The sequence below is a fragment of the Alphaproteobacteria bacterium genome, assembly GCA_030680745.1.
Classification (GTDB): Bacteria; Pseudomonadota; Alphaproteobacteria; order JAUXUR01; family JAUXUR01; genus JAUXUR01.
Genome location: JAUXUR010000026.1, coordinates 1 through 12,613 on the forward strand (window position 1 = coordinate 1; position 12,613 = coordinate 12,613).

Sequence of the window (12,613 nt, forward strand, 5' to 3'; positions counted from 1 at the left end):
AAAGACAGAGTTTTAAAAAATATAATGTCGCGTGCTCAATCGTTGGGATATGTGCTGTTAAGAAAACCGGAAAATGATGTCAAAAAAAATGACTTGTTATCAACATCTTAAGTCTTGGTCATTAGAAGCGGCAAAGCCGCGTGGCAATCCAGTCTTAAAATTAACATTTGGAGCTTTTTAAATGTTTTTTTCTGGATTGCTTCTTCGCCGTTGGCTCATCGCAACGACGGAAACTTTAGGTTTTTTAATAAAGGTATTATCGAGTTCGTGTTATGAATAAATTAGTTTATCTTGTTGCATTATACATATTAGTTGCTTCTACCATTAAAGCTGAAGCTCATTCTGCGCAGGTGATTTCTTCTTTAACAATCATCCGAAAAGATGAAGAACTTGCGGATATGAGTCGAAAACGCCATATTCCCATTCAGCTTTCATATGTGGGGAACAATCCAAAAAGTCATGTCATTTTGCTGAATCATGGTTATGGTGTTACCTATAAAGATTATCAATTTATTGCAAATCATCTTGCAAAATTAGGATTTTTTGTTGTAAGCATTCAACATGATTTGAAGACTGATTCTAAAATTCCACGAACAGGTAACATTTTTCAAAGGCGTATGCCTATGTGGGAGCGCGGTGTTCAAAATATTAATTTTGTATTGGACGAACTTAAAAGAATAAATCCCAATCTTAATTTTGATAAAGTCACATTGATTGGACATTCGAATGGTGGTGATATATCCATGATGTTTGCAGATTTATATCCACAAAAAATAGCAAAAGTGATTTCAATTGATTCACTACGTTACCCAATGCCTGTAAAGCATCATTTACCGATTTTATCTTTGCGTGCGACGGATACTAAAGCAGATGAGGGTGTTTTGCCTTTAACAGGCGCAAAAATCGTCGAAATCAAAAATGCAAAGCATAATGATATGTATGATGCTGCAACTGATGAAGTAAAAAAGGATATCTTGAATGAGATATCCGATTTTTTGAAGTAGAAATGTGTTGATTAAAAAAAGTTCGGAAATACATAATGACATTATTAGCATGTTCCAAAAATTCTTTTTTTGACCCTACTATTAAACATCCTTTTTTTTTGTGCTAATACCGGTTACTCGGTGTCGAGCAATGGCTTTGTTCAATATCCTTTGGAAGAGCGATATGTTAATCCTTTGTGGATTGTGCAACCACTCTAAAAGCAGTTCTAATTTGTTCAATGCGTTCAGCTTTTGCTTTTGCTTCATAATTTTCTGAAATACCAGCATTCCAAACAGGTCCGGGCCAGGCTTTGTCATCTTTGTAACGCGCGATGATATGGATATGAAGTTGTGGCACAATATTTCCAAGATTTGCAATATTAAGTTTGATGGGGTGAAAAAGTTGCTGCATGATTTTACTCGTTAAGGAAATTTCACGCATAAGCAATTGCTGATTTTGTGTGTCGAGATCTATAATTTCAATAAGTTCGGGTTGTTTAGGAATAAGAACAATCCATGGAAAAGCTGCATTATGGTTAAGGCGCATTTGGCATAAGTCTAAATCGAAGATAAAATCTGTATCAGATTCAAGACGAGAATCAAGTTGGAATGTCATAGAAGGTTGTTTCCTTAGAAGTTTATTTACGTAATAATTTGATGAATGTACTGATTTAAAGAGTCTAATCAGAAATTAAAAATAGGCAATAAATTTTCGTTATTTTTTTTCTTATAACTCGCTTTTAACAATAAGATAATATTGTTTTTAAAACTATTATATAGTAATTTTAATTAAATATTAACAATAAACAAATACAATTATTATATAAAAATGTTTTTAGGAGGAAAAGATGAAGAAATTTTCTTTGTTGTTTGTATTTACATGCGTATCAGTTAATGTTTTTGCGGTGGAGCAAACTATTAAAAAAGATTCACCTTTGTTTGTACCAAAATGTGAAGATGCAAATTTTCAATATCCGAGATGCATTGATAGTAATGGTAAAGTAATTGATAATCCAAAGTTCATTGAATATGGTAAGAATAATCCTGGAAGAAGGGGTGTTAGCAAAACTCCCCGTGTTTCAGTAGAATAAAATGGTTTGTCGCATCTATGATTTTTCACAGATGCGACTTTTGTGATTTGTTATTAGTCTCGTGCAAAAAGCGCAACGCCAAACCATTGTGATTTTCCGAAAGCTGGAATGACAGGTGTTTTAACGAGTACGTAAGAATAGCGATGTTGTACAGGCATCATAATGTCTCTATGACCGGGGCTATTATACCAGCCTTCAACAATTTGTTGTGCTGCTTCTTCAGGTGTTGATGCTGTGACGCATGCTAAAATTTCACCTTTATAATTACCTTTAAATCCTTCATAGCGCTCCTCAACACCAATATGGAGTAAAAATTTATCTCCAAGTCTTTCTGATTTTGTGCCTTTGCCTGTTTGATGAAAGTAAAAATTTTCAGCAAGTTCTTTGGCGAAACTAAAGGCTTGAACTTGTATTGCTGGGTCCATTGTTCCATCAGCGCTTTCAGGGCGCGTGTTTTTAGGGCTGGTGTAAGTTTTTACGGTGTTTGCAAGAATTTCATCAAACTTTGCAGATCCTTCAGCGCATGATGTGTCTAAAGCAGCTGTTGGGGTTGCTTTTGGAAAGCTTTTTGTAAAAATGCCAACAGCAAACCATTGCGGTTTTCCTGTAGAGGAAATAATATCTGTTGGTACAAATCCAAAGCCAAAACGATTATATCGGGTTAGAAGATGCGGCGTACTTGCCCATTCTCTTATAACAAGTTTTGCAGCTTTTTCGGCATTATCTGCAGAAACACTTGCAATAAGTTCAAATTTAATGCCACCAGGAATAGAGTTTAATCGGGCTTCAATACCATCTTGGTTGATTTTTTTTGAAGGCGTGCTGTTATGTAAATCTTGCAGATAGTAATCTTTGGCCAGTTTTTGTGCGAATTTAACAGCTACTTTACTTATTGTTTTACTTACATCACCTGAGACGCAGCGACTTTTGTCGCCTTTACGTGTTGTATATTGTCTAGCAGCTTCTTCTAATATTCTGCTGTTTTGGTTTGCCTCTTCGTTGGTTATAATATTATTGGCTGCATGAGATGCGTTGAAACCAGACGTTAAAAGCAAAGAAAAAAGAAATATTTTTTTAATCATTGAAAAACTCCTAATAAGAACTAAATTAAATGTTAAGTAAATTGTAGTATTGAATAATTTAAAAGTAAAGTAATTTTAATAATTAATGTACTGATTACTTAAAATTAAAAGTATTACTATAGTTTATAGTGTAAATTCTAATAAAGATCGCACTACCTACCTCCTCTCTATTCCTACGTCCTGTTGCTTGATCGTGGGGTCCAGAAAGCGTTTAAAAAGGCCTTATTCTTAATTAATAATCAATGTGTTTGTACCATGGATTCCGGACAAGTGAGGTAAGATGTTCAAAATTCGTACACTCTCATGGGGAGTTACAAAATTTCTCAGCTTGTGTGTCGAGAATTGTTTATAAAATAAATTGGAGAAAATATGTCTGTTTATAATTTTATTAAAATGTCTTTGAGAATATTCTTAAATTTAAATATGTTTTTTCTATTATTATTTTGTATGTTTTTAATACAATCTGGAACTGATTTATATGCAAATCCAGAAGATGATTTGGCTAATGGGCTTATACAAGATGCTAAAGACGATGCAGAAAAAATCTATCAATTAGGTGTAAAATTTAGAATTAAAGATATTCTGCAAGAATACCCACTTTTAAATAAAATAAGTGAAGAATCATTGCTTCATTATGGATTAAAGTGTTTTCAATTGCCTGGCATAGATTGTACAGCCAATTCACAATATAATATGGCCTGTATATATTATGAATTGCTTCATATTAATATTGAAAGAAATTTTGATGTAAATAAAATGAAAGAATTGTTGTTAAAAATTATATGTTATTTCAGAAACGCAACGAAAGAATATGGCGTTGATAATCTAGATCAAGCTATTTCAAAACTTAAAACTATTTTTTTGGAATGCGAAGAGGAGATATATGCTTCTTTTATACCTAAAAAGGAAGATCGTATCATATTTTTTCTTGAAAATTTAATTAATGATGAAGTTGCTCATCCTTTTGGTGGTAAGAAGTTATTTTTTGAAGAAATAGTGCGTAAAATTTCTGTGAATGATGATCTATTTCGTGTTTGCGTGATTGATTTTTTTGATGAATCTTGGCCAGAAAATAGAGAAAATATTTTTTATGATTTAGCAAAAAGAATTCACGATTTTATTTTATAATAAGAATTAAGCGAAATGGTCGTTACATTAGCCCCGACATTGCCGGGGCATATTGTCTATAATTACTTCTTACTCCACCATCCCTTTTTAGGTGCAGCGGGTTTGTCTACAATCATATTCAAATCTTTATTAGATTTAGGTGCAGGTTTTTCACTAGAACTACCAGTTGATGGTACAGTTTCCGATTGATAAACAGGTGATGAAATAATTTCTACTTTACCAGCAGGTTTTGGAGGTCTTGAATCATCTCTTTTATTATCTCTTGGTTTTCTGTCTCGTGAATTTCTATCACCAGTTTTTCTATCGCCCGTATTTCTGTCACCTGTATTTCTATCTCTGGGCGTTCTTTTGGTATCACTTTTTGTATCACGACGTGTATCGGATTTAGCTTCTGTATCGATACGAGGTGTTTCTTGATTGATCCCTTGATCTTTTTGAGAAGGAATAGGGAAGGTACCCTCATCTTTAATCATAGGTGCAACTTGTTGAGGTGCTGTTCTTTCAGGCTGAATATCCGCAACTTTAGTTTCTACAATTTTGTTTTCAACAAATTGATTTTGCGGTGGAATGTTTTCGCCTTTTTGCTCCATAAGATTTTGCTTAGGTTGACGTCTTGTGTCATTTGCATCTCTGGGTGGTCTCGTTCTATAAGGTGAGCGACGAAGATAGGTGCGTTCTCTAGGTTGACGTGGTTTTGCTTCAGTTGGTTGCCCTTCATTGGGCGCACTTATTTGTGGTGCTTGAGTTCCAGGTTCAATATTAGGGTTAATGTGTTTTGCAGCACGGGGTGGTGTAAAAACAACTTCATCCGTTAATAGTAATTCTGAAGCTTGGGTCGCACCAGACTGACTTCCTGGGCCTGATAAATCAAAAAACTGTTGTTGGCCTGATTGGTTTCTATCATGGCTTCGAGGCTGACGTTGGTTGCGCGGATGATTTCTTGTTTGTTGACTAGGTTCAGATTCAAATCTAGATTTATTTTCAAGGGGCTGTCCTGAAGGAAGCAAAGCCTGTTTTTCTGAAATTGGTCCTGATGTTATATCGAAAGGTTGTGCAAAACCATGCATTGGTTGTTCGTCTGGTTGCCCCATTGGTTGCATTGGGTCAAATGGAGTGCGAGGATTTGCATTTCTGTCCCAGCGTTCATTACGATCGCCACCAAAACGTTTGTCTCTACGCCCTTTACGTGGATGATCAGGCTCTTTTTTGTGTAAATGAGCTGGATGTGGTGGATGATGAGGTTGTTCCAATTCTGAATCGAACTCTAGTCTTGGTTGTTCCAATGTGACTGCATCCAATGCTTTGATAGCAGGTGCTGGTGGTGCAAGACTTTTGATGCGATTAATAGAATATTCGTAAGGCATCAATTCTTCTGTTACAAAGACAATTTTTTGACGATATACTTCTTCAATACGCGCTAAAATATTGCGTTTTTCATTGAATATATAAAGTGCAACAGGTGCCGGTAAAATAACTTGCATTTCTTGGTTTGGTGCTTCAATAGCATCAGCTTCAATGGCACGTAAAATTTTAAGAGCACGCGCTTCAACGGATCGAATGGTGCCAACACCACCACAATGTTCACAATTTTGACTATTCATTTCAAGAACAGACGGACGTAACCGTTGACGCGACATTTCCATAAGACCAAATTGACTTATACGACCAATTTGGATGCGCGCACGGTCAAATCGAACAGAATCTTTAAGTTTTTTCTCAACATTATGTTGATTTGCGTGTTCGCCCATATCGATGAAATCGATGACAATCAAGCCACCAAGATCTCGTAAGCGTAATTGGCGTGCAATTTCTTCCGCAGCTTCAAGATTTGTACGTAAAGCTGTTTCTTCAATGTTGCGTTCGCGTGTTGAGCGACCCGAATTGACGTCAATAGCAACAAGGGCTTCCGTTTGATTAATAACAAGATAACCACCTGAAGGAAGTTGAACAATAGGCGTATCAATGGACGCAATTTGCTCTTCTATATGGTAATGGTGGAATAACGGTATCGTTTTATCTTTATAAAGCTGAATTTTTTTGGTGTGGGATGGGATCAAAAGACGCATGAAATTTCGAGCGTTTTTATAACCTTCATCACCTTCAACAATGATTTCATCGACATCACGTGAATATAAATCGCGTAAAGCACGTCTAATAAGATCGCCTTCTTCAAACACAAGAGAAGGTGCTGTCGAATTAAGCGTTTGGTTGCGAATATTTTCCCAAAGACGAATAAGTGCTTCAAAGTCACGTTTAATTTCAGACTTAGAACGGCCAGAACCAGCAGTTCTAACGATAACAGACATACCGTCTTCAACTTCTAAATCAGAAATAGCTTCTTTAAGTTTTTTGCGGTCTGATGGATCATTGATTTTACGCGAGATACCGCCACCGTCTTTATCAGTATTGGGCATAAGAACACAATAACGGCCAGGTAACGAGATATAAGTTGTAAGGGCTGCACCCTTGTTGCCACGTTCTTCTTTTGTCACCTGAATCAGAAGAATTTGTCTTCTTTTGATAACTTCTTGAATACGATAACGTTTAAAAGCAGGGAGTTCTTTTCTTTCACGAGCTGCTGGCATATCTTCATGGTTCTGAAAAACTTCTTCAGAAACATTACTATCAAAACTCATTTCTGTGTTTTGAGCGTTCTCATCAGTGGTATTTTCATCATCTGATGCAACCACATTTTCAGAGGATGTGTCTATTGGTTCCGGTGAAAAAGCATCAATATCAAACTTTGCTTCTAAATCATGAAATGCATTTTCAATCGCTGATGTTGCTTCAACAATTTCAGGTTCTTCAATTTTAGGTGCGTCAAAGGTTGACGGTAGCACATCAGTTGTATCGTCTGTTAGATCTGTATTATCAACGTGACTTGGCTGCGCAGCCTCATTTGGGGTGACATTAATAGGTCTTGGGTCATAAGGAGAACCTAATAGCTGCCCTTCAATTAAGCCCGTGTGTAATTCTTCAGTTGATCTGTCAGAAACTGGAATGCGATAATAATCAGGGTGAATTTCACTAAACGCTAAAAAACCCTGACGATTGCCACCATAATCAACAAAAGCGGCTTGGAGCGAAGGTTCAACGCGTGTTACTTTAGCGAGATAAATATTACCTTTTAATTGTTTTTTTGAGGCTGTTTCATAATCATATTCTTCTAACTTATCGCCATCAAGTATGACGACTCGTACCTCCTCCTGGTGGGCTGCATCGATAAATAATTTTTTGGGCATTGGGGGTTAACTCCGTTTTCCTGCCGGGACTAAAATGGGCATCATAATTCAAAAAGCCATTTTTGTGGGGCAAGGTAAAATAATAATACTGATTTGATGAACTTGTATTGTGTTGTTTTGAAACTAAAGGAAAAAGGTGCGAATTTTTTGAATTGCTATACATAGCTTCGCATATCGGAAAGCTAACACTAAGATTTTGAACGCGCATGCAAGCATTCTCTATATTTAAGAGGTTCCTTGCTGTATTTGCTTGCACGATCAATTGCTCCTAGCTATTTTTACAATTGGTTGGTCACCTTTTACAACGACAGCCTATGACCGCGTTTAGGTCTTTAATTGCACAACATAAAATTAGGTTGCTGGAGTTTTTATTCAAACTCTATGTTAAGATAGCCACAGATTAGCATTTCGGCAAGAGGATGAATAGAAATTTTTGTTTTTTTTAAAAAAGTAATTGCTTTTAAGAGCCTATTTTTAAGCAAAAGTAGCTTATGTTTTGCGCTTGCCCTTTTTTTTGGGAGCACTCATATTTTATGGGCCATCCCTAAAGCTGTTGATGTGCGGATTGGAGAAAATGGCGAAACTACAAGATTTTTAATTGAATTAAGTGAAAAAACATTAATTGATACACATGTAGACGCGCAAAACCAATCGGTTAAAATTCGTTTTTTAAAGCCTATTGATTGGTCAATTCTTTCGACTAAAAAAAGACGCATTTTTGGTCTGGTTAAAAATTATTCTTATGGTGCTGATAAAAACAAAGCGCATCAATTTTTGATTCAATCAAACAGTGCAATTGATATTGAAAAAATATTTTGGCTTAAAAACACTGCAAATGATGGCTATAGACTTGTAATAGATTTAAAAAAAACAATTCCAAATCCGAAAACGACTATTATTCAAAAAAAAGCACCTAAGCAAATTGATCCTGTTATTGCTAAAGAAACAGCGCCGATACCGAAAGTTGCAATACAGGTCAAAAACGATCTTGCGGAGATTGAAGATTTGCTTGCAATTCTTAAACCTCAGCAAGAAAACATTTCAACAATTGCGGTGGATAATCAAACACATCTTCCGCCTTACGATATCAGGCCAATGCCTAAGCCATTGCTAACAAAAGATAAAAAATCATTTATGCCAGTACAAAAAACGATCCTTATTGATCCGGGTCATGGTGGTCAAGACCCAGGTACAATCAGTTGTACGGGTGTTTATGAAAAAAACATTGCATTACAAATGGGTTTTCTTGTTAAAAATATTCTAGAAAAATCGCCTTATTATAAAGTTTATTTAACGCGCGTTGATGATCGTTATTTAAGATTGCGGGAAAGGTTGGAAATTGCAAAACGCGTAAAAGCAGATTTGGTCATTTCGCTTCACGCAGATTCGTCGCCAAAACTTGATAATCGGGGAGCTTCTTTGTACCTTTTATCTAATGAGGCATCAGATGCGGAAGCCGAGGCTTTAGCTAAAAAAGAAAACAAAGAAGACATAATATCGGGCGTTGACCTATCTGAAAATAATCGTGAAATTAATAATATTTTAATCGACCTTGCACAACGAGATTCACTTAATCTAGCATTTGATTTTGCTCAACATTTAAAAACAGAACTTGTACCTTTTGTGCCGCTTATTCAGAAACCTATAAGATTTGCAGATCTTGCAGTCTTGAAGGCGCCGGATATACCGTCTATTCTAATAGAGTTAGGTTGTATATCGAACAAAGAAGATGATAGATTATTGAAAACGGCTCAACATCGTCTTAAAATAGCGCAAGCTATAAGACGTGCTTTGGATCGTTTTTTTGAATTTGGTAAGTAAAGTAGGTAAATATGTTTAGATGGCTCGCCATTTCTTTTGGTTTTGTCCTTTTTTGTTTGGTCGCAGTTTTTGTTGGTTTTTTAGGTGTTCTCCATTATTTTGGTCGTGATCTTCCAGATTACAAACAATTAGCCGATTACGAATTACCAGTTACAACGCGTGTTTATGCAAGTGATGGTGCTTTGGTTAAAGAATATTCAATTGAAAATCGTATTTATACGCCTATTACACTTATACCTGACCAAATTATTAATTCTTTTATTGCATCAGAAGATAAAAATTTTTATAACCACCCAGGCATAGATCCTCAAGGGATGTTACGTGCCCTCGTGAATAATATTGTTAATAGAGGCAAAAAAAGACCTGAAGGTGCGTCGACGATTACGCAACAGGTAGCAAAAAACTTTTTCCTATCCAATGAAGCGACTGTTAAACGTAAAATTAAAGAAGCTATTCTTTCCTTTCGTATTGAACGCGCTTTATCAAAAGATCGTATTTTAGAGCTTTATCTTAATAAAATTTATTTTGGATATGGAGCTTTTGGTATTACATCAGCAGCTTTGAATTATTTTGATAAAACGCTTGAAGAATTAACGCTTGCTGAAATAGCTTATCTTGCAGCCTTACCTAAAGCCCCTGCGAATTACCATCCTGTGAATCATTATGATGCAGCCATCGCTAGACGTAACTACGTTTTGAATCGTATGTATGAAAGTAGATCTATTTCCAAAGAAGATATGCAAAAATCACAAGCCGAGCCCATTACAATTGTTGATAAAAGAACGCTTAACAATAGATCGGCAGAATATTACGCTGAAGAAGTAAGACGTGTCCTTATGGAGCGTCATGGCATGCAAGGGCTTTACGGTGGTGGCTATTGTGTGCGCACGCCTTTAGACCTTGAAATTCAAGGTTATGCCGATGAGGCAATGCGTTTTGGACTAACAGAATATGATAAACGACATGGATGGCGCGGCCCCATCACACGCGTTACAAAAACTGATAATTGGCAAAATGAACTTAAACATATTGAAACGCCTGAAGGTATGGGTAATTGGCGTATTGCTGTTATTTTAGGCAATAAAGGCAATGATACTGAAATTGGTTTTGCAGACGGCACCACAGGACATATCCCACCTTCCTTAAGATGGGGCACAATTAAAACAGGTGATGTTATTCCTGTTGAGCTTCAAAAAATAGGTGAAAAAGGCCTTGAATTACCGCCTGCAACGTATGCTGTACGTCAAATTCCACTTATCAATGGCGGTTTTGTAGCGCTTGATGCCCATACAGGACGTGTTTATGCAGTCGCTGGTGGATTTAGTTATGATTCCAGTGAATTTAACCGCGCAACCCAAGCCATGCGTCAAACCGGATCTGCCTTTAAGCCCTTTATTTATTTAACGGCTCTTGAAAATGGATTAACGCCCAATTCACTTATTTTGGATGCGCCAGTGACAATTCATTTAGGTCAGGGCTTGCCTCCTTATTCGCCTAAAAATTATGGTGCTTATAAAGGAACTGTAACGTTACGCAAAGCACTTGAAGGGTCTTTAAATTCGGCAGCCGTTCGGCTTGCAGCAAAAGTGGGTATTGAAAAAGTTGCTGAAATGGGTGAACGTTTGGGGATTGCAGATCATATGCCTAGACGTTTTTCCATTACTTTAGGTGCTCAAGAAACAACGCCTTTACGTATGGCAGCGGCTTATGCAGCTGTTGTGAATGGTGGTAAAAAAGTAACACCTACTTTTATTGATTCAATCCAAGATCGTCATGGACGAATGGTTTATCGACATGACAATAGAAATTGCCCTGGTTGTGTCACCGACAAATGGAATAATCAAGAAGTGCCTGTTTTGCAGGATGAGAGAGAACAAATTTTAAATCCATTAACAGCCTATCAACTTGTCAGCATCATGGAAGGTGTTGTAAAGCGTGGAACTGCCGTGCGTCTTAAAGATTTTCCAAACCCACTTGCGGCTAAAACAGGGACATCAACAGGATTTCATGATGCATGGTTTTCATGTTATACACCTGACATTGTAACGGTCACCTATGTAGGTGATGATGCGCATAAGCCAATTGGAAATGGTGAGACTGGATCTAAAACAGCCCTCCCCATTACAAAATACTTCCTTGAGCGCGCTCTTAAAGGTGTACCGCCTGTTCCTTTCCGAATTCCTGCGGGCATTAGAATGGTTGCGATTGATCCTACAACGGGGCAGCCAACAAATGCTGGTAATGATAATGCTATTTACGAACCTTATTTGCCAGGGACCGAGCCTACATTAGGATCTGAGCAAGAAAAATATGTGCCCCCTTCGGTGGAAGAAGAGCAATATGTTATTAATGAGCGTGGAGACGCTGTTCCACATAATCCAAATGCGTCGCCTGCTGACACGTTGTCTAGTAGTTCATCAATGCCTGGAAGTTTGAGTCCAAATTCAGGTGTAAGTGTAACGGGTAGCAATTTACAAATTAATCAAGGGGCTTTATCAACAAGCACACAACAACCTAAGTCACCCTCTTCTTATGATGAGCAAGCCTATGATGGTGATTTAGAGGGTGATTCAGGTCCTACGGAAGGGTTATATTAGGGCTATAGTGGATCAATCTACGAGGTATATTTTTATTTTTAATCTACGGGACAAAAAATGAAATTCCTTCGGTTTCACCTCTCCCCTTGTGGGAGAGGTCGGCGCGCAGCGACGGGTGAGGGGTATCTAAAGCGTTTGCAAAGAGCAATACTATCATGCCATAATTTAAGCATTGCCAAACAAATACTCACCTCTCCAAAATTGTAAAATACCCCTCACCCGCTCCTTTTTGTCGCGACCTCTCCCACAAGGGGCTAATCTGTGGACACATCTTTTGCAATAGTAAATTCTGATAAAAATAACACCACTAACCCCCATTTTCCTACTCCCCGCGGCTTGACCGCGGGGTCCATAAAATCATAAAAATTTAACACAAATCAACAATCCACCTTCTTTACAATGGATCCAGTAGTCAAGCCGCGGGTATATCATTACCCACAAGTGTTTCAACCTATTGATATTTAATAACTATCGCTTACTCACCTTCTACGTCCGCGGCTTGTCCGCGAGATCCAGAAAGCAAATAAAGAAGATGTCATTGCCTATTTTATACAATCTTAACTTTAGGAAAGATCGTCTGGATCCCGCGATCAAGTCGGCGTTGTTGCATAAATTGTTTATTTTTGATTTTTCAATCTTTAAGTGTGTTCAAAATGTAGAAGAGAGCAC

At 37.1% G+C, this 12,613-nt stretch carries 8 protein-coding genes; 5 read left to right on the forward strand and 3 right to left on the reverse strand.

Annotated features, from left to right (window positions below; all coding sequences use genetic code 11):
* The first annotated feature begins 272 nt into the window (after positions 1-272).
* Positions 273-1,004, forward strand: coding sequence for an alpha/beta fold hydrolase (locus tag Q8L85_02210; GenBank protein MDP1723499.1), 732 nt, complete (start codon positions 273-275; stop codon positions 1,002-1,004).
* 166 nt (positions 1,005-1,170) lie between these two features.
* Here Q8L85_02210 and Q8L85_02215 read toward each other — a convergent pair whose 3' ends face one another.
* Entirely contained in the window at positions 1,171-1,599 is a 429-nt protein-coding gene (locus Q8L85_02215; GenBank protein ID MDP1723500.1) for an HIT family protein, read from the reverse strand.
* 232 nt (positions 1,600-1,831) lie between these two features.
* On the opposite strand from Q8L85_02215, the gene Q8L85_02220 reads away from it, so the two are divergent.
* Positions 1,832-2,074 carry a hypothetical protein gene (locus Q8L85_02220; GenBank protein ID MDP1723501.1) on the forward strand — a complete coding sequence of 81 codons (243 nt, stop codon included), beginning with the start codon at positions 1,832-1,834 and terminating at the stop codon, positions 2,072-2,074.
* A 53-nt stretch (positions 2,075-2,127) separates the two neighbouring features.
* On the opposite strand, the gene Q8L85_02225 is transcribed toward Q8L85_02220, so the two are convergent.
* Positions 2,128-3,156 (reverse strand): hypothetical protein, encoded by a 1,029-nt coding sequence (locus Q8L85_02225; GenBank protein ID MDP1723502.1) that lies wholly within the window; start codon positions 3,154-3,156, stop codon positions 2,128-2,130.
* Between the two features lie 369 nt (positions 3,157-3,525).
* Here Q8L85_02225 and Q8L85_02230 point away from each other — a divergent pair, with 369 nt between their 5' ends.
* On the forward strand, positions 3,526-4,284 hold the full coding sequence (locus Q8L85_02230; GenBank protein MDP1723503.1) for a hypothetical protein: 759 nt from the start codon (positions 3,526-3,528) through the stop codon (positions 4,282-4,284).
* 62 nt (positions 4,285-4,346) lie between these two features.
* Here the strand turns inward: Q8L85_02230 and Q8L85_02235 are convergent, their stop codons facing one another.
* On the reverse strand, positions 4,347-7,526 hold the full coding sequence (locus tag Q8L85_02235) for an Rne/Rng family ribonuclease (GenBank protein ID MDP1723504.1): 3,180 nt from the start codon (positions 7,524-7,526) through the stop codon (positions 4,347-4,349).
* A gap of 558 nt (positions 7,527-8,084) precedes the next feature.
* Here Q8L85_02235 and Q8L85_02240 point away from each other — a divergent pair.
* Positions 8,085-9,347, forward strand: coding sequence for an N-acetylmuramoyl-L-alanine amidase (locus Q8L85_02240; GenBank protein MDP1723505.1), 1,263 nt, complete (start codon positions 8,085-8,087; stop codon positions 9,345-9,347).
* A gap of 11 nt (positions 9,348-9,358) precedes the next feature.
* Positions 9,359-11,944, forward strand: coding sequence for a penicillin-binding protein 1A (locus Q8L85_02245; GenBank protein ID MDP1723506.1), 2,586 nt, complete (start codon positions 9,359-9,361; stop codon positions 11,942-11,944).
* The last annotated feature ends 669 nt before the right edge of the window (positions 11,945-12,613 follow it).

Coding starts and splice junctions, on each gene's coding strand:
- Q8L85_02245 (MDP1723506.1), top strand. CDS start 9,359: ATGTTTAGATGGCTCGCCATTTCTTTTGGTTTTGTCCTTTTTTGTTTG.
- Q8L85_02215 (MDP1723500.1), bottom strand. CDS start 1,599: ATGACATTCCAACTTGATTCTCGTCTTGAATCTGATACAGATTTTATC.
- Q8L85_02210 (MDP1723499.1), top strand. CDS start 273: ATGAATAAATTAGTTTATCTTGTTGCATTATACATATTAGTTGCTTCT.
- Q8L85_02220 (MDP1723501.1), top strand. CDS start 1,832: ATGAAGAAATTTTCTTTGTTGTTTGTATTTACATGCGTATCAGTTAAT.
- Q8L85_02225 (MDP1723502.1), bottom strand. CDS start 3,156: ATGATTAAAAAAATATTTCTTTTTTCTTTGCTTTTAACGTCTGGTTTC.
- Q8L85_02230 (MDP1723503.1), top strand. CDS start 3,526: ATGTCTGTTTATAATTTTATTAAAATGTCTTTGAGAATATTCTTAAAT.
- Q8L85_02235 (MDP1723504.1), bottom strand. CDS start 7,526: ATGCCCAAAAAATTATTTATCGATGCAGCCCACCAGGAGGAGGTACGA.